Origin of the sequence: Klebsiella sp. 2019SCSN059, from assembly GCF_021739525.1 — a bacterium.
Taxonomy (GTDB): Bacteria; Pseudomonadota; Gammaproteobacteria; order Enterobacterales; family Enterobacteriaceae; genus Klebsiella; species Klebsiella quasipneumoniae.
On the sequence record NZ_JAKKOM010000010.1, the window covers coordinates 63,792 to 82,718 of the forward strand.

An 18,927-nucleotide genomic window follows, 5' to 3' on the forward strand; every position below is an offset into this window, starting at 1 on the left:
AGCCTTATATATATGACTATATAGCGCTTGTCAGTTTATTGTGAGCAACCAAAGCGAGTATCCATGAAAATTAAAGCCCCCGATGCTTTACTGGCTGCTGAGGTAAGCCGCCGTGGTCTGATGAAAACCACGGCAATAGGCGGCCTGGCGCTGGCCAGCAACGCACTAACGTTACCCTTTTCCCGTATGGCCCACGCCGCCGACACGCCTGCCCCGGCCAGTGAGAAGGTGGTCTGGAGCGCCTGCACCGTCAACTGCGGTAGCCGCTGCCCGCTGCGCATGCACGTGGTGGATGGCGCGATTCAATACGTCGAAACCGATAATACCGGTGACGATAACTATGACGGCCTGCATCAGGTGCGCGCCTGCCTGCGCGGGCGGTCTATGCGCCGCCGGGTTTATAACCCCGATCGGCTGAAATATCCGATGAAGCGCGTAGGCAAACGCGGTGAGGGTAAATTCGAGCAAATCAGCTGGGAAGAGGCGTTCGATATCATCGCCAGCACGACGCAGCGCCTGATTAAAGACTACGGCAACGAGTCCATCTATCTGAACTACGGCACCGGCACGCTGGGAGGCACGCTGACCCGCTCCTGGCCGCCGGGGAAAACCCTGATTGCCCGTCTGATGAACTGCTGCGGTGGGTATCTCAATCATTACGGCGACTATTCATCCGCGCAGATTGCCGCAGGGTTGAATTACACCTACGGCGGCTGGGCGGATGGCAACAGCCCGTCGGATATTGAAAACAGCCAGTTAGTGGTGCTGTTCGGCAACAACCCAGGCGAAACGCGGATGAGCGGCGGCGGGGTGACCTACTATCTTGAGCAGGCGCGCCAGAAATCCAATGCCCGGATGATCATTATCGATCCGCGCTATACCGACACCGGCGCCGGACGCGAAGATGAATGGATCCCGATTCGCCCCGGTACCGATGCGGCGCTGGTATCGGGTCTGGCGTGGGTGATGATCACCGAGAATCTGGTCGATCAGCCGTTCCTCGATAAATACTGTGTGGGATACGACGAGAAAACTCTGCCTGCCGATGCCCCGGCCAATGGCCACTATAAAGCCTGGATACTTGGCCAGGGCGCCGACGGTATCGCGAAAACGCCGGAGTGGGCCTCGACCATAACCGGTATTCCGCGCGAACGCATTGTTAAACTGGCGCGCGAAATTGCCAGCGCCAAACCGGCCTATATCAGCCAGGGCTGGGGGCCGCAGCGTCACGCCAACGGCGAAATCGCCACCCGGGCTATCGCGATGCTCGCCATTCTGACCGGTAACGTCGGGATCAACGGCGGTAACAGCGGCGCGCGCGAGGGCTCCTACAGCCTGCCGTTTGAGCGCATGCCGACGCTGGAGAATCCGGTTCAGACCAGCATCTCAATGTTTATGTGGACCGATGCGATTGAGCGCGGCCCGGAAATGACCGCCCTGCGCGATGGGGTGCGTGGCAAAGATAAGCTCGATGTGCCGATCAAAATGATCTGGAACTATGCGGGCAACTGCCTGATCAACCAGCACTCAGAGATTAACCGCACCCACGAGATCCTGCAGGACGACAAGAAGTGCGAGATGATTGTGGTCATCGACTGCCATATGACCTCGTCAGCGAAATACGCCGATATTCTGCTGCCGGACTGCACCGCCTCTGAGCAGATGGATTTCGCGCTGGATGCTTCCTGCGGCAACATGTCCTACGTCATCTTTGCCGACCAGGCCATCAAGCCGCGTTTCGAATGCAAAACTATCTATGAGATGACCAGCGAGCTGGCGAAGCGCCTCGGCGTCGAGGAAAAATTTACCGAAGGCCGTACCCAGGAAGGCTGGATGCGCTATCTGTATGAGCAGTCGCGCACAGCGATTCCCGACCTGCCGGATTTCGACACCTTCCGTCAGCAGGGCATCTATAAGCAGCGCGATCCGCAAGGGCACCATGTGGCTTATAAAGCCTTCCGTGAGGATCCGCAGGCTAATCCGCTGACCACGCCTTCGGGCAAGATTGAAATCTATTCGCAGGCGCTGGCGAAAATCGCCGCCACCTGGGAGCTGCCGGAAGGCGATGTCATCGATCCGCTGCCGATCTACACCCCGGGCTTCGAAAACTACAACGATCCGCTGACGGCGAAATACCCGCTACAGCTGACCGGCTTCCACTATAAATCGCGCGTCCATTCAACCTACGGCAACGTCGATGTACTGAAGGCTGCCTGTCGGCAGGAGATGTGGATTAACCCGATCGATGCCCGCCAGCGCGGCATTGCCAACGGCGATCGCATTCGCATCTTCAACGACCGTGGGGAAGTGCATATCGAAGCGAAGGTGACCCCGCGCATGATGCCGGGCGTGGTCGCGCTGGGGGAAGGGGCCTGGTATAACCCGAACGCCTCGCGCGTGGATCAGGCGGGCAGCATTAACGTGCTGACCACCCAGCGCCCCTCGCCGCTGGCGAAGGGGAACCCGTCGCATACCAACCTCGTCCAGGTTGAGAAGCTGTAAGGAGTAACCGATGACAACTCAGTATGGATTTTTTATTGATTCCGCCCGTTGCACCGGTTGCAAGACCTGCGAACTGGCCTGTAAGGACTACAAAAATCTGACCCCGGAGGTCAGCTTCCGCCGCATTTATGAATATGCCGGCGGCGACTGGCAGGAGGATAACGGCGTCTGGAATCAGAACGTTTTCGCCTATTACCTCTCCATCGCCTGTAACCACTGCGAAGATCCGGCCTGCACCAAGGTCTGTCCGAGCGGAGCGATGCACAAGCGCGAAGACGGTTTTGTGGTGGTCAACGAAGAGGTGTGCATTGGCTGCCGTTACTGCCATATGGCCTGTCCTTACGGCGCGCCGCAATATAATGCCGACAAAGGTCATATGACCAAGTGTGACGGCTGCCACGAGCGCGTCGCCGACGGGAAAAAGCCGATCTGCGTCGAGTCCTGCCCGCTGCGGGCGCTGGATTTCGGGCCGATTGCCGAACTGCGCGCTAAGCACGGCCAGCTGGCGGCGGTGGCGCCGTTGCCTTCAGCGCACTTTACCCGGCCGAGCATCGTGATCAAACCTAACGCCAATGCCCGGCCGTGTGGCGATACCACCGGTTACCTGGCAAACCCGAAGGAGGTGTAAGATGGGAAACGGATGGCATGAATGGCCGCTGATGATCTTTACGGTCTTCGGCCAGTGCGTCGCGGGCGGCTTCATCGTCCTGGCGCTGGCGCTCATGACGGGCAAGCTCTCCCGTGAGCAGGAGCAGCGCGTGGTGGGTAGCATGTTCGGCCTGTGGGTATTGATGGGGATCGGGTTTATCGCCTCGACAATGCACCTCGGTTCGCCGCTACGGGCCTTTAACTCGCTCAATCGCGTAGGGGCCTCATCGCTGAGTAATGAGATAGCCAGCGGGGCGATCTTCTTCGCCGTCGGCGGGATTGGCTGGCTGCTGGCCGTGTGTAAAAAGCTGCCTGCCGGACTGCGTAGCCTGTGGCTGGTAGCGACCATGGCGCTTGGGGTGATCTTCGTCTGGATGATGGTGCGGGTCTATAACACCATCGACACGGTGCCGACCTGGTATACCGTCTGGACGCCGCTGAGCTTCTTCCTGACGCTGTTTATCGGCGGTCCGCTGCTGGGCTACCTGCTGCTGCGCGTCGCAGGCGTCGACGGTTGGGCGCTGCGCCTGCTGCCGGTGGTCACTTTACTGGCGCTGCTGGTGAGTATCGTGGTGGTCCTGATGCAGGGGAGTGAACTCGCCACTATCCGCAGCTCAATTCAGCAGGCCTCCGCCCTGGTGCCGGATTATGGGCTGCTTATGGCCTGGCGCGTGGTGCTGCTGGCGCTGGCCCTGGCCTGCTGGTGCGTGCCGCAGATCCGCGGCCGCAAGCCGGCGGTCTCGCTGCTCGGCCTGGCGTTTGTTCTGGTGCTGGCGGGAGAGATGATTGGCCGCGGCGTATTCTATGGTCTGCATATGACCGTCGGGATGGCTATCGCCAGTTAATCAGCGTCATCATGCCGGCGCAGGCGTGCCGGCATGATGAAAACGTGCTGTCGATAGATGAAATTTTTCGACTGAAATTAACAGCAAGATTTATTAATAAATTAAGAAAAACAACAGCGTATTATCTGTTGCCTCATCTTTATCCCTTCTGTGGATAAAAAACTTCTATCGTGCCCGGCAAAACCGCGTCAGGCCTGATTTCAGGTGGATTGACAATGTTTTTAGCGGTGGCATGATGCGCTCGCGATCTGAACATTCCTCACGGTTTTTACCCATGACCATCTACACCCGGCCAGTGCAAATGCTGCTCTGTGGCCTGCTTTTACTGACCCTGGCGATAGCGGTGCTGAATACGCTCGTCCCGCTCTGGCTCGCCCATGAAAATATGCCAACCTGGCAGGTCGGCATGGTGGGGTCATCCTATTTTACCGGCAACCTGGCCGGTACGTTGCTTGCCGGCTGGGTGATCAAGCGCCTGGGGTTTAACCGCAGCTATTATCTCGCGTCGTTAATATTCGCCGTCGGCTGCGTAGGGCTGGGGATCACCGTGGGCTTCTGGACGTGGCTGAGCTGGCGTTTTATCGCCGGCGTAGGCTGCGCGATGATTTGGGTGGTGGTGGAAAGCGCGCTGGTCTGCAGCGGCACTTCACGCAGCCGCGGTCGTCTGCTGGCGGCGTACATGATGGTCTATTACGTCGGTACCGTACTGGGCCAGCTGATGGTCAGTAAACTCCCCACCGATTTAATGAGCGTCCTGCCGTGGGTGACGGGTCTGGCGCTGGCGGCGATCCTGCCGCTGCTGTTTACCCGCATCATGGGGCAGGCCGAAGAGCCGCATGAAACGGTACGTATCTGGCCGATGCTGAAGCTGCGCCAGGCGCGCCACGGGGTCAATGGCTGCATTATCTCAGGAATTGTCCTCGGCTCGCTGTATGGTCTGATGCCGCTGTGGCTGAACCATCAGGGCGTCAGCGACGCCGGCATTGGCTTCTGGATGGCGGTGATGGTTAGCGCCGGGATCCTCGGCCAGTGGCCGGTAGGGCGCCTGGCAGACCGCTACGGTCGCCTGCTGGTGCTGCGGGTGCAGGTTTTTGTGGTGATTCTGGGATGTATGGCGATGCTCAGCCAGGCGGCGATGGCGCCGGCGCTGTTTGTGTTGGGCGCTTCGGGCTTTACCCTCTATCCGGTGGCGATGGCCTGGGCCTGTGAAAAAGTGGAGCACCATCAGCTGGTGGCAATGAACCAGGCGCTGTTGATGAGCTATACCATCGGCAGCCTGCTGGGCCCGACGCTGACGGCGATGCTGATGCAGAACTTCTCGGATAACCTGCTGTTTATTATGATCGCCAGCGTGGCGTTTATCTATCTGCTGACCCTGCTGCGCAAAGCCGGGCATCATCCAACGCCGGTGGCGCACGCCTGACGCTGTAGCGCGCAGCGCATGCTGCGCGTCATCCGTTTTAATAGCCTGTGCTTACTGCAGTAGAGCCGTCTTGCATAAGAATGCAACGGCTGGACGGTAACAGCTTCCCACGCCGTTGCAGGCCGGCATAAGCGCATCACCGGCCCGGTGGGATTAGTACATCACTTTGTGCCCATATTGCTCAAGGATGCCTTTGACTCGCTCCATGGTCTCTTTCTTCGGCGGATGGACGCCGTCCAGCTTGTACTCTTCGCCCATCGCTACCCATTTGTGTTTGCCCAGCTCATGGTAGGGCAGCAGCTCGATTTTTTCGACATTGCCCATATCGCGGGTAAATTCGCCCAGGCGGTGCGCGGAATCATCATCGTCTGACCAGCCCGGAACCACCACGTAGCGGATCCAGACATTGATATTCTTCTTCGCCAGATACTGGGCGAATTCCAGCGTACGATGGTTAGAGACGCCGACCAGGTTCTGGTGAATCTCATCGTTCATCTGCTTGAGATCCAGCATCACCAGGTCTGTTACCTCCAGCAGTTCGTCGATAACGGGATCGTAGCGACGAACAAAGCCATTGGTATCGAGACAGGTATGAATACCTTCCTTCTTACAGGCGCGGAACCAGTCGCGAACAAACTCCGCCTGCAGGATCGCTTCGCCGCCCGATGCGGTGACGCCGCCGCCGGAAGCATTCATAAAGTGACGATAGGTCACTACCTCTTTCATTAACTCTTCAACGGTGATTTCTTTGCCGCCGTGGGTATCCCAGGTGTCACGGTTATGGCAGTACAGGCAGCGCATCAGGCAGCCCTGGAAAAAGGTAATAAAGCGGATGCCCGGGCCATCAACGGTGCCACAGGATTCAAAGGAGTGAATGCGACCAATAACTGACATTGCGGTGTTTTCTCCAGATGTGGCCCATCCGGGGCCGTGTTGGTGCACAGCTCAGCGGCTGTGTCGAGTCTGTTTTGACAGATACCCAAAGTATAGATAACTGGCAAAGCAGGCTAGGGCGGGGATTGCTTGTTAAAAAGGCCCCACTGATGTGGGGCCTTTATTGTACGCTTTTTCAGTCAGACAGGGAATTACATGGTCTGAGTGAAGGTACGGGTAATAACGTCCTGCTGCTGTTCTTTGGTCAGGGAGTTAAAACGTACAGCGTAGCCAGATACGCGGATGGTCAGCTGCGGATATTTTTCCGGGTTTTCCATCGCGTCGAGCAGCATTTCGCGGTTCATCACGTTCACGTTCAGGTGCTGACCACCTTCGATGGACGCTTCGTGGTGGAAGTAACCATCCATCAGACCCGCCAGGTTGGTCTTACGAACTTCGTCATCTTTACCCAGCGCGTTCGGTACGATAGAGAAGGTGTAAGAGATACCATCTTTCGCGTAAGCAAACGGCAGTTTCGCTACGGAGGTCAGAGAGGCAACAGCACCTTTCTGGTCACGGCCGTGCATCGGGTTAGCACCTGGTCCGAACGGCGCGCCAGCGCGACGACCGTCTGGGGTGTTACCGGTTTTCTTACCATATACCACGTTAGAGGTGATGGTCAGAACAGACTGAGTCGGGATCGCGTTGCGGTAGGTGTGCAGTTTCTGAATTTTCTTCATGAAACGTTCAACCAGGTCAACGGCCATGTCATCGACGCGAGCATCGTTGTTACCAAACTGCGGGTATTCGCCTTCGATTTCGAAGTCGACAGCCAGACCGTCTTCGTCACGAATCGGTTTAACTTTCGCATATTTGATTGCAGACAGGGAGTCAGCAGCAACGGACAGACCCGCGATACCACACGCCATGGTGCGGATAACGTCACGGTCGTGCAGCGCCATCAGAGAGGCTTCGTAGCTGTACTTGTCGTGCATGTAGTGGATGATGTTCAGCGCAGTGACGTACTGTTTAGCCAGCCAGTCCATGAAGTGATCCATGCGTTCCATCACTTCGTCGAAGTTCAGAACGTCGCCTTTGATCGGTTCAGATTTCGGACCCACCTGCATTTTCAGTTTTTCATCCACGCCGCCGTTGATAGCGTACAGCATGGTTTTTGCGAGGTTGGCGCGAGCACCGAAGAACTGCATTTGCTTACCAACAACCATCGGGCTTACGCAGCATGCGATAGCGTAGTCGTCGTTGTTGAAGTCCGGACGCATCAGGTCATCGTTCTCATACTGCAGAGAAGAGGTATCGATGGACACTTTAGCAGCGAATTTCTTGAAGCTCAGCGGCAGTTTTTCAGACCACAGGATAGTGATGTTCGGCTCCGGAGACGGCCCCATGGTGTACAGGGTGTTCAGGAAGCGGAAGCTGTTTTTGGTCACCAGAGTACGGCCGTCAACGCCCATACCGCCGATGGATTCTGTTGCCCAAATCGGGTCACCGGAGAACAGTTCATCGTATTCCGGGGTACGCAGGAAGCGAACCATACGCAGTTTCATGACCAGGTGGTCAACCATTTCCTGCGCGTCTTGCTCGGTGATTTTACCCGCCTGCAGGTCACGTTCGATGTAGATATCCAGGAAGCTGGAGGTACGACCGAAGGACATTGCCGCGCCGTTCTGAGATTTAACGGCAGCCAGGTAACCGAAGTAGGTCCACTGGATAGCTTCCTGAGCGGTGGTCGCCGGACCGGAGATGTCGTAGCCATATTTAGCCGCCATCTCTTTGATCTGGCCCAGCGCGCGGTGCTGTTCAGCGATTTCTTCACGCAGACGGATGGTCGCTTCCAGATCTTCGCCGCTTTCCAGTTTCGCTTGCAGAGAGTTGAACTGGGCGAATTTGTCTTTCATCAGGAAGTCGATACCGTACAGCGCAACGCGACGGTAGTCACCGATGATACGACCACGGCCGTAAGCATCCGGCAGACCGGTCAGCACGCCGGATTTACGGCAGCGCAGGATGTCCGGAGTATAGACGTCGAAAACGCCTTGGTTGTGAGTTTTACGGTACTCAGTGAAGATTTTTTTCAGCATCGGGTCCAGCTCGCGATTGTACGCTTTGCAGGAACCTTCAACCATTTTAATACCACCGAACGGGATGATCGCACGTTTCAGCGGCGCTTCGGTCTGCAGACCAACGATTTTTTCCAGACCTTTCTCGATATAGCCTGCGTCGTGAGAGGTGATGGTGGAAGCCAGGGCAGTGTCAAAATCAACAGGCGCGTGAGTACGGTTTTCCTGTTTTACACCTTCCATTACGCTGTCCCACAGCTTGGTGGTCGCTTCAGTCGCGCCAGCCAGGAAGGATTCGTCGCCTTCATATGGGGTGTAGTTTTTCTGAATAAAGTCACGGACGTTGACTTCATTCTGCCAGTCACCTTTCGCAAAACCTTCCCAGGCTGTGGCTAACTTTTCATTAAGCTCGGACATGTAACACCTACCTTCTTAAGTGGATTTTTTATTTACTGCCTGAAACAACCCTTAGTGATGGTCGTTGCCACGCAGGTAAATGACCCAGTATGTCAACCCGACCAGCAGACCCCCGCCGATAATGTTCCCGATAGTTACCGGAATCAGGTTATCAGTGATGAAGTTCATAACGGTCAAGTGAGAGAAACTTTCCGGAGTCGAACCGATTGCGGTCCAGAATTCCGGGCTTGCAAAGTTGCGGATTACGATACCCATCGGGATCATAAACATGTTGGCGATGCTGTGCTCAAAGCCGCTGGCAACGAACATCGCTACCGGCAGGACCATGATCATCGCTTTATCCATCAGGCTACGACCGGAATAGCTCATCCATACGGCGAGACAAACCATCAGGTTAGCGAGGATACCCAGGCTCACGGCCTCCACAAAAGTATGGTGCATTTTGTGGTCAGCGGTCTGCAGGACATTGAGCCCCCAACCGCCGTTGGCAGTCATATATTCGCCTGATAACCACATCAGCAGCACAAACAGCAGTGCTCCCACCAGGTTACCAAAATAGACGTTGAGCCAGTTTTTTGCCAGTTGCCCCCAGGTAATTCGACCGCTGGCTTTCGCCACCACGATCAATACCGTAGAGGTAAAGAGGTCAGCGCCGCAGATAATGCACAGAATCAGACCCAGGGAAAAACAGACCCCACCGATAAGCTTGGCAATCCCATAAGGCATCGCGGCAGTGCCGGTGGTCGCGGTGATATAGAATACGAAAGCGATGGAGATGAAAACGCCAGCGGTGATCGCCAGATAAAAGGTCTTCATCGGATGCTTCGTTGCTTTATAGACACCTGCTTCTTCGGCGACTTTCGCCATCGCGGCAGGGAGCAAAAGATCAAAAGGGTTGTCAGCTTTCACACTAACTCTCTCTTTATATAAGTTGGCGGTGAGATACTAACAAAGCATTATAGAAGGGAAATTGATATAGATCATATCTCACCGGAACTATATGCCTTTTTAGTGTGTGGTTTTTGTGTTTTTGGTGGTTAAATGATTGAATATTATGAAGAAAATAAATTTTAAAATTTATAAGTTATGTTGAATTTTTTCGTTTTCACGCCATTTTTTGAGTTAATTAATATGGAGTATTTTATTTAAAATTAACGAATGGTAAATCTTATAAGCGCATTATTTACTATTAATTAACTTTGCAACTACAAACTATAGTGGCCGCCTCGTCAGGTGAAATCAACGGAGCCGCATTGGGCTCCGTTGCTGGTCACCACGATGGCGCGCTTAGGGCTTATTTTGCCCAGAACGCCGCCTTCGCTCGCTGCAGTTTTTCATAAGCCTTCAGTAGCGACTGATGGGCCGGGAAGGCCTGCAGATCGCTGTCGACAGCCTGAAGGCCATAGAACGGCGCTTCCCCGCTCAGCGCCGCGCTGGCGGCTTCGACCGCTTCGGCGCCGTACATACGGATAAAGGCGTTCAGGTATTGCAGCGGCTGACGCTCCTCTTCCTGGCTCAGCAGCAGCAGGGTCTGCAGGCAGCGATAGTAGTTAGCGCGTTCCGCGCTGAAGACCGAAGCGTTGAACTCCATGGTCCACTCGGTCCAGATCAGCGCCTGCTCCAGATCGCCGCCGGCCAGGGCCAGCATGGCTTTCAGCTCGCCGACGCGCAGGGTATACCAGCCGTTGTCTTTGCCGGTGGCGAGGCCCAGCAGTTCGCGAACGCGGGTGAAATCATCCAGGCCTTCATCGTCCATCTGCTCGATCAGCGCCAGGTAATCTTCTTTTTCCCACTCGCTGCCCGGCAGGGACAGAATGGTGTCGCGCAGATGAGCGCCCATGCTGTTGTTCGCCAGCCACAGATCTTCCGCCGGGTAAATATCCGACATCCCCGGGACGATGATACGGCAGGCGTAAACGCCCAGGTGCTCGTAGTCGGCGATATACACTTCTTTATCTTCGGCCTTGAAGATGGCCATCAGGGTGGCGAACTCTTCTTCTGTGGTGCCGGAGAAGCTCCAGTCAACGAACGGATAGTCGGCATCCTGCTTGAACATATCCCAGGAAATCAGGCCGCTGGAGTCGATAAAGTGGGTTTCGAGGTTAGCATGCTCGGCGACTTCTTCGTCGTCGAAGGTCGGCGGCGTGAAGACGTCGAGATCTTTCAGGCTGCGGCCCTGCAGCAGTTCGGTGACCGTACGCTCCAGCGCCACGCCGAAGTCCGGATGGGCGCCGAAAGAGGCGAAGCAGGTGCCGTTTGCCGGGTTAAACAGCACGACGCAGATAACCGGATACTTGCCGCCCAGCGAGCCATCATAGGCAAAGATCGGGAAACCTTCGGCTTCCAGTTTGGCGATCGACTCCACGACGCCTGGATAGCGCGCCATGACCTCCGCCGGGATCTCCGGCAGGCTGATGCTTTCGGCGATGATGCGGTTTTTGATATGGCGCTCAAAGACTTCAGACAGGCCCTGCACGCGAGCTTCATTGCGGGTGTTGCCGGCGGACATGCCGTTGGAGACATACAGGTTGCCGACGATATTCATAGGAATATAGACCGTTTCGCCGTCGGACTGGCGGGTAAAGGGCAGGCCGCACACGCCGCGCTCATCGTTACCGGATTGCAGATCCACCAGCATGCTGGCCGTCAGCTGATCGTCCGGATCGTAGAACGTGAGCAGGCGGGCATCCAGCAGACCTTCCGGGACGTCGTCGTTTTCGGTCAGCGGGAACCACTTTTCGTTCGGGTAGTGAACGAACGGGCCGTTAGCGATAGTGTCGCCTAACCAGAAGTCAGCGAAAAAATAGTTGGTGGACAGGCGCTCGAAATATTCGCCCAGCGCGGAGGCGAGGGCTGCCTTTTTGGTGGCGCCTTTACCATTGGTAAAGCACAGCGCGCATTCCTTATCGCGAATGTGAACGGACCACACGTGCGGCACCGGGTTCAGCCACGAGGCCTCTTCGATATCAAATCCGAGGTCGAGCAATTTTTGCTGGAAGCGAGCGATGGAATCTTCCAGGGCGGCATCTTTGCCGGGAATAAACGTTTGGGTCATGGCGATCACTTTTGTCGTACGGAAAGCGCGCAATGATACGGCTTTTATCTGACAGGTGCTATCTCCATCATCTGGCTATGCTTAGAGACATCTTTTAATGCTCAGGGAGATGATAATGAAAGCCTTTGACTGGCAGAGGATGGCGCTCGATAAAGTGCCGGTGGAATTTCTCGGCGAGGTGGCGTTGCGCAGCCTCTACACCTTCGTTCTGGTCTTTATTTTCCTCAAAATTACCGGACGGCGCGGCGTGCGGCAGATGTCGCTGTTTGAAGTGCTGATTATTCTGACCCTCGGCTCGGCGGCGGGGGACGTGGCGTTTTATGACGATGTCCCGCTGTTGCCGGTGCTGGTGGTCTTCGTCACGCTGGCGCTGCTTTATCGCGGCATCATGTGGCTGATGGGGCATAGTGAAAAGCTGGAGGATCTGCTGGAGGGCAAGCCTATCGTGGTGGTGGAGGAGGGGCAACTGGCATGGGAGAAACTGCATGCGGAAAATATGACCGAATTCGAATTTTTTATGGAGCTACGGGTCAACAGCGTCGAGCAGCTCGGCCAGGTGCGGCTGGCGATCCTTGAAACCAATGGCCAGATCAGCGTGTTTTATTATCCCGATGACGAAGTGAGGGCCGGGTTGTCGATTCTCCCGACGCACTGCACCACGCGCTATACCACTATTCCTCAGGAGGGGATCTACGCCTGCGTACGCTGCAGCATTGTGATGGCGATGCAGGCGGGAGAAAAGCGAATATGTTCCCGCTGCGCAAATGCAGAATGGTCGAAGGCCAGCCGGGCGAAACGACTCACCTGACAGCAAATATGTCGGTTTTATTACGTCAAGCCGATAGATTCTGTTGTGTGACGGCTGCCGCGTTTTGCCGTCGGCGAGTTTTAGCCATTGCGGACCGTGTCACTGAATGATAAAACCGATAGCCACAGGAATAACTTATGCCCGCGGCGGTTCGCGGGCAAAACAACATAGCAACGTGGTGAGGGGAAATGGCTCAGGTCTATAACTTCAGTTCGGGCCCGGCAATGCTGCCGGCGGAAGTACTCAAACTGGCTCAGCAGGAACTGTGCGACTGGCACGGTCTGGGTACGTCGGTCATGGAAATCAGTCACCGTGGTAAGGAGTTCATCCAGGTGGCAGAAGAGGCAGAACAGGACTTCCGTTCTCTGCTGAATATCCCTTCCAACTATAAAGTGTTGTTCTGTCATGGCGGCGGCCGCGGCCAGTTCGCCGGGATCCCGCTGAACATCCTCGGCGATAAAAACGTCGCTGACTATGTGGACGCTGGCTACTGGGCCGCCAGCGCGGTCAAAGAGGCGAAGAAATACTGCACGCCTAACGTCATCGACGCGAAAATCACCGTCGACGGCAAGCGCGCGGTCAAGCCAATGAGCGAGTGGCAGCTGACGCCGGGCGCGGCGTATCTGCACTACTGCCCGAACGAAACCATTGACGGTATCGCGATTGACGATACGCCGAACTTCGGCGACGACGTCATCGTGACCGCCGATTTCTCCTCCACCATTTTGTCCCGCGAAATTGACGTCAACCGCTTCGGCGTGATCTATGCCGGCGCGCAGAAAAATATCGGCCCGGCAGGGTTGACGCTGGTCATCGTGCGTGAAGATCTGCTGGGTAAAGCCAGCGTGGCCTGCCCGTCAATCCTCGACTACACCGTGTTAAGCGAGAATGACTCGATGTTTAACACGCCGCCGACGTTCGCCTGGTATCTGGCCGGTCTGGTGTTTAAGTGGCTGAAACAGCAGGGCGGCGTTGCCGCGATGGACAAGATCAACCAGCAGAAAGCCGAACTGCTGTATGGCGTGATCGATAACAGCGGCTTCTATCGTAACGATGTGGCGCAAGCCAACCGCTCCCGTATGAACGTGCCGTTCCAGCTGGCGGACAGCGCGCTGGATAAACTGTTCCTTGAAGAGTCGTTTGCCGCCGGGCTGCATGCGCTTAAGGGCCACCGGGTGGTGGGCGGCATGCGTGCCTCCATCTACAACGCGATGCCGTTGGACGGCGTGAAGGCGTTAACCGATTTTATGCTGGACTTCGAACGCCGCCACGGTTAATCGCCCGTTCCTTTCTTCCTCCCCGCGGCCTGTCTGCGGGGTTTTTATTCTGTTTGTTTGAGAGTGAAGTTTGATGGATTCCCTGACGTTACAACCCATCGCACGCGTAGAGGGCACCGTGAACCTGCCAGGTTCGAAAAGCGTCTCCAACCGCGCGCTGCTGCTGGCCGCCCTGGCCCGCGGCACGACGGTGCTGACCAACCTGCTGGACAGCGACGATGTGCGCCATATGCTGAATGCCCTGAGTGCGCTGGGGGTTCAATACACCCTGTCTGCTGACCGTACCCGCTGTGCAGTGACCGGCAACGGCGGCCCGCTGCATGCCGCAGCGGCGCTGGAGCTATTCCTCGGCAACGCCGGTACCGCGATGCGCCCGCTGGCGGCAGCCCTGTGCCTTGGCAGCAACGATATCGTGCTGACCGGCGAGCCGCGAATGAAAGAGCGCCCGATCGGCCATCTGGTGGATGCCCTGCGTCAGGGCGGCGCTCAGATCGACTATCTGGAGCAGGAAAATTATCCGCCGCTGCGCCTGCGCGGGGGGTTCCAGGGGGGCAATGTTGAAGTTGACGGCAGCGTCTCCAGCCAGTTCCTGACCGCGCTGCTGATGACCGCGCCGCTGGCGCCGCAGGATACTGTGATCGCCATTAAGGGCGATCTGGTGTCAAAACCCTATATCGACATTACGCTGCACCTGATGAAAACCTTCGGGGTTGAGGTGGACAACCAGTCTTATCAGCGCTTTGTGGTGCGCGGCAAGCAACAGTATCAGTCGCCGGGGGATTACCTGGTGGAAGGGGATGCTTCATCGGCCTCGTATTTCCTTGCCGCTGGCGCCATTAAGGGCGGCACGGTGAAAGTCACCGGTGTCGGCCGCGGCAGCGTACAGGGCGATATTCGTTTCGCCGACGTACTGGAAAAAATGGGCGCCACCGTCACCTGGGGCGACGATTTCATCGCCTGTACCCGTGGCGAGCTCAAGGCTATCGATATGGATATGAACCATATCCCGGACGCCGCGATGACCATCGCCACCGCCGCGCTGTTCGCGCAAGGGACCACCACGCTGCGCAATATCTACAACTGGCGGGTCAAGGAGACGGACCGTCTGTTCGCCATGGCGACCGAGTTGCGTAAAGTGGGCGCCGAGGTGGAAGAGGGTGAAGATTATATTCGCATCACCCCGCCGGCGACGCTGAAGTATGCTGAAATCGGCACCTATAACGACCACCGGATGGCGATGTGCTTCTCGCTGGTGGCGCTGTCTGATACACCGGTGACCATCCTTGATCCGAAGTGTACGGCGAAAACCTTCCCCGACTATTTTGAGCAACTGGCGCGGATCAGTACGCCGGCCTGAATGACGCGAATTTAAGGTAACAACGCCGACCCTCAGGTCGGCGTTTTTTTATCTCTGCTTGTCGGACAGGAAACTAAATGCTAGCCTTGCTTGCTTGTAATTATAGGATTTATAAGCATTTATTATGCTAATCAATGGATGATTGATATGAGAAATACAAAAGTAATGCTGGCTTTGGCCGTTTCCGCCACGTTGTTGGCAGGTTGTAAAAATATGCAGGGGATGGACACCAACGCCCTCGTCAATTCAGGAATGACGGCTTACAAAGCGGCGACGCTTTCTGACTCTGAAGTCAAAACGCTTTCCGACGATGCCTGTAAGCAAATGGATAGTGAAAATAAACTGGCTAGTGCATCAAGTAAGTACACCAAACGTCTGAACAAAATTGCCAAAGCGTTAGGAAATAATATCAACGGCACGCCGGTAACCTATAAGGTTTACATGACATCCGACGTCAACGCCTGGGCAATGGCCAACGGCTGCGTCCGCGTCTATAGCGGCCTGATGGACATGATGACCGATAATGAAGTTGAAGCGGTTCTGGGCCATGAGCTGGGTCACGTTGCGCTCGGACACTCGCGCAAAGCGATGCAAACCGCGTATGCGACTATTGCCGCACGCGATGCAATTTCAGCGACCAGCGAAGCGGCTGCAAGCTTGTCTAAATCTCAGTTGGGCGATATCGCTGAGGGAATGATCAACTCTGCGTTCTCCCGCTCGCAGGAGTCGGATGCTGATGATTTCTCTTACGATCTGCTGAAAAAACGCAACATCAGCACTCAGGGGCTGGTGGGCAGCTTCGACAAACTGGCCAGCCTTGACGCCGGCCACAGTAAATCTCTGTTCGATTCACACCCGCCTTCAGCTGAACGCGCGCAGCATATCCGCGACCGTATCGCTGCAGATAAAAAGTAAAACTGCCTCATCTTCCGGGCTGATGCTCAATCAGCCCGCTATAATTGCTCAATTCTTCCGCATGAGATTTCCAGTTATCTGTAATTTAAAAGCAAGACTCACTTTCCGCCGAAGAGATGCGTATAATGCGCGGCGTTTAGATATTTATGCGCCTTGCTGAAGGAGAAAAAGATGACGGCAACAGTTCCGGTAATCACCATTGATGGGCCTGGCGGTGCGGGTAAAGGTACGTTATGCAAGGCAATGGCGGAAGCGCTGGGCTGGCATCTGTTAGATTCAGGCGCGATCTACCGCGTTCTGGCGCTGGCGGCGCTGCATCATCATGTTGACGTGGAGTCCGAAGAGGCGCTGGTGCCCCTGGCTGCCCATCTCGACGTGCGCTTTATTTCTACTGACGGCAACCTCGAAGTGGTGCTGGAAGGGGAAGATGTTAGCGGCGAAATTCGCACCCAGGAGGTCGCGAACGCCGCCTCGAAAGTGGCGGCTTTCCCTCGCGTTCGCGAAGCGCTGCTGCGCCGCCAGCGCGCCTTTCGTGAACTGCCGGGGCTGATTGCCGACGGGCGCGATATGGGCACGGTGGTTTTCCCGGACGCGCCGGTGAAAATTTTCCTCGATGCCTCGGCCGATGAGCGGGCGCATCGCCGCATGCGGCAGTTGCAGGAAAAGGGCTTTGATGTTAACTTTGAACGTCTTTTGTCCGAGATAAAAGAGCGTGACGATCGCGATAGAAATCGCGCCGTGGCGCCGCTTGTCCCGGCTGCCGATGCATTAGTTCTCGATTCAACCGAACTAAACATTGAGCAAGTGATTGAAAAAGCGCTACAATATGCGCGCGAAAAATTGGCCGTTGCGTAAGCCTTAACCGGTCACGCGCCGAAGCCTCCGAATTATAGCAGTACCCCGCGGCAATGGATGGTCAGCGGGTATGTGAAACAACCCCATCCGGCACGGAGCCAGGTGGACGTTAATATTAACCTGAAGATTAAACATGACTGAATCTTTTGCTCAACTGTTTGAAGAATCCTTAAAAGAAATCGAAACCCGCCCGGGTTCCATCGTTCGTGGTGTTGTTGTTGCTATCGACAAAGACGTAGTACTGGTTGACGCCGGTCTGAAATCTGAGTCCGCCATCCCGGCTGAGCAGTTCAAAAACGCCCAGGGCGAGCTGGAAATCCAGGTTGGTGACGAAGTTGACGTTGCTCTGGATGCAGTAGAAGACGGCTTCGGTGAAACTCTGCTGTCCCGTGAGAAAGCTAAACGTCACGAAGCTTGGATCACGCTGGAAAAAGCTTACGAAGACGCTGAAACTGTTACCGGTGTTATCAACGGCAAAGTTAAAGGTGGCTTCACTGTTGAGCTGAACGGTATTCGTGCGTTCCTGCCGGGTTCCCTGGTAGACGTTCGTCCGGTGCGCGACACGCTGCACCTGGAAGGCAAAGAGCTTGAGTTCAAAGTCATCAAGCTGGACCAGAAGCGTAACAACGTTGTTGTTTCTCGTCGTGCCGTTATCGAATCCGAAAACAGCGCAGAGCGCGATCAGCTGCTGGAAAACCTGCAGGAAGGCATGGAAGTCAAAGGTATCGTTAAGAACCTCACTGACTACGGTGCATTCGTTGATCTGGGCGGCGTTGACGGCCTGCTGCACATCACCGATATGGCCTGGAAACGCGTTAAGCATCCGAGCGAAATCGTAAACGTTGGCGACGAAATCACTGTTAAAGTGCTGAAGTTCGACCGCGAGCGTACCCGTGTATCCCTGGGCCTGAAACAGCTGGGCGAAGATCCGTGGGTAGCTATCGCTAAACGTTATCCGGAAGGTACCAAACTGACCGGTCGCGTGACCAACCTGACCGACTACGGCTGCTTCGTTGAAATCGAAGAAGGCGTTGAAGGCCTGGTTCACGTTTCCGAAATGGATTGGACCAACAAAAACATCCACCCGTCCAAAGTTGTTAACGTTGGCGACGTAGTGGAAGTAATGGTTCTGGATATCGACGAAGAACGTCGTCGTATCTCCCTGGGTCTGAAGCAGTGCAAATCTAACCCATGGCAGCAGTTCGCGGAAACCCACAACAAGGGCGACCGTGTTGAAGGTAAAATCAAGTCTATCACTGACTTCGGTATCTTCATCGGCCTGGACGGCGGCATCGACGGCCTGGTTCACCTGTCTGACATCTCCTGGAACGTTGCAGGCGAAGAAGCAGTTCGTGAATACAAAAAAGGCGACGAAATCGCAGCAGTTGTTCTGCAGGTTGACGCAGAGCGTGAGCGTATCTCCCTGGGCGTTAAACAGCTGGCGGAAGATCCGTTCAACAACTACGTTGCTCTGAACAAGAAAGGCGCTATCGTTGTTGGTAAAGTGACTGCAGTTGACGCTAAAGGCGCAACCGTAGAACTGGCTGACGGCGTAGAAGGTTACCTGCGTGCTTCTGAAGCATCCCGTGACCGCGTTGAAGACGCAACTCTGGTTCTGAGCGTTGGCGACGAAGTTGAAGCGAAATTCACTGGCGTGGATCGTAAGAACCGCGTAGTGAGCCTGTCTGTACGTGCGAAAGACGAAGCGGAAGAAAAAGACGCTATCGCTACCGTGAACAAGCAGGAAGACGCGAACTTCTCCAACAACGCCATGGCTGAAGCGTTCAAAGCAGCGAAAGGCGAGTAATCTTTGTCATTCAGGTAATAACAACCTGAATAGTGACGAGTTTACTTGACAGATTGCAGGATTCGTC

Annotated in this window: 14 protein-coding genes; 10 read left to right on the plus strand and 4 right to left on the minus strand. The window is 55.7% G+C overall.

The window, feature by feature from the left end:
* Positions 1–63: 63 nt before the first annotated feature.
* The 4 genes from dmsA to L2I46_RS13115 all read left to right on the plus strand — a co-directional run bounded on the left by dmsA (position 64) and on the right by L2I46_RS13115 (position 5,418).
* Complete coding sequence (gene dmsA, locus L2I46_RS13100; RefSeq protein ID WP_112201726.1) at positions 64–2,502, plus strand: dimethylsulfoxide reductase subunit A; 2,439 nt, start codon at positions 64–66, stop codon at positions 2,500–2,502.
* Positions 2,503–2,512: 10 nt separating this feature from the next.
* Entirely contained in the window at positions 2,513–3,130 is a 618-nt protein-coding gene (locus L2I46_RS13105; protein ID WP_048334592.1) for a DMSO/selenate family reductase complex B subunit, read from the plus strand.
* A gap of 1 nt (position 3,131) precedes the next feature.
* On the plus strand, positions 3,132–3,995 hold the full coding sequence (locus L2I46_RS13110) for a dimethyl sulfoxide reductase anchor subunit family protein (protein WP_023289013.1): 864 nt from the start codon (positions 3,132–3,134) through the stop codon (positions 3,993–3,995).
* 274 nt (positions 3,996–4,269) lie between these two features.
* Positions 4,270–5,418, plus strand: coding sequence for an MFS transporter (locus L2I46_RS13115; RefSeq protein WP_236947922.1), 1,149 nt, complete (start codon positions 4,270–4,272; stop codon positions 5,416–5,418).
* A 153-nt stretch (positions 5,419–5,571) separates the two neighbouring features.
* Here the strand turns inward: L2I46_RS13115 and pflA are convergent, their stop codons facing one another.
* The 4 genes from pflA to ycaO form a co-directional block, all read right to left on the minus strand.
* Positions 5,572–6,312 carry a pyruvate formate lyase 1-activating protein gene (pflA, locus tag L2I46_RS13120; RefSeq protein WP_002898145.1) on the minus strand — a complete coding sequence of 247 codons (741 nt, stop codon included), beginning with the start codon at positions 6,310–6,312 and terminating at the stop codon, positions 5,572–5,574.
* Between the two features lie 191 nt (positions 6,313–6,503).
* Positions 6,504–8,786, minus strand: a complete 2,283-nt coding sequence (gene pflB, locus L2I46_RS13125) for a formate C-acetyltransferase (protein WP_023289014.1) — start codon at positions 8,784–8,786, stop codon at positions 6,504–6,506.
* Between the two features lie 51 nt (positions 8,787–8,837).
* Positions 8,838–9,695 carry a formate transporter FocA gene (gene focA / locus L2I46_RS13130; RefSeq protein ID WP_023289015.1) on the minus strand — a complete coding sequence of 286 codons (858 nt, stop codon included), beginning with the start codon at positions 9,693–9,695 and terminating at the stop codon, positions 8,838–8,840.
* Between the two features lie 385 nt (positions 9,696–10,080).
* Entirely contained in the window at positions 10,081–11,841 is a 1,761-nt protein-coding gene (ycaO, locus tag L2I46_RS13135) for a 30S ribosomal protein S12 methylthiotransferase accessory factor YcaO (protein ID WP_032455278.1), read from the minus strand.
* A gap of 115 nt (positions 11,842–11,956) precedes the next feature.
* On the opposite strand from ycaO, the gene L2I46_RS13140 reads away from it, so the two are divergent.
* The 6 genes from L2I46_RS13140 to rpsA all read left to right on the plus strand — a co-directional run bounded on the left by L2I46_RS13140 (position 11,957) and on the right by rpsA (position 18,860).
* Positions 11,957–12,649, plus strand: a complete 693-nt coding sequence (locus L2I46_RS13140; RefSeq protein ID WP_023289017.1) for a DUF421 domain-containing protein — start codon at positions 11,957–11,959, stop codon at positions 12,647–12,649.
* Between the two features lie 188 nt (positions 12,650–12,837).
* The gene (gene serC / locus L2I46_RS13145) at positions 12,838–13,926 is read left to right on the plus strand and encodes a 3-phosphoserine/phosphohydroxythreonine transaminase (protein WP_023289018.1); all 1,089 of its coding nucleotides are present in this window, start codon (positions 12,838–12,840) and stop codon (positions 13,924–13,926) included.
* A gap of 73 nt (positions 13,927–13,999) precedes the next feature.
* Positions 14,000–15,283, plus strand: coding sequence for a 3-phosphoshikimate 1-carboxyvinyltransferase (aroA, locus tag L2I46_RS13150; RefSeq protein WP_236947923.1), 1,284 nt, complete (start codon positions 14,000–14,002; stop codon positions 15,281–15,283).
* Between the two features lie 147 nt (positions 15,284–15,430).
* Positions 15,431–16,198, plus strand: coding sequence for a M48 family metallopeptidase (locus tag L2I46_RS13155; protein ID WP_044521916.1), 768 nt, complete (start codon positions 15,431–15,433; stop codon positions 16,196–16,198).
* A 171-nt stretch (positions 16,199–16,369) separates the two neighbouring features.
* Positions 16,370–17,053: a (d)CMP kinase gene (gene cmk / locus L2I46_RS13160; RefSeq protein WP_023289021.1), complete on the plus strand. Its 684-nt coding sequence runs from the start codon at positions 16,370–16,372 to the stop codon at positions 17,051–17,053.
* Positions 17,054–17,186: 133 nt separating this feature from the next.
* Positions 17,187–18,860: a 30S ribosomal protein S1 gene (gene rpsA / locus L2I46_RS13165; protein WP_002898162.1), complete on the plus strand. Its 1,674-nt coding sequence runs from the start codon at positions 17,187–17,189 to the stop codon at positions 18,858–18,860.
* The last annotated feature ends 67 nt before the right edge of the window (positions 18,861–18,927 follow it).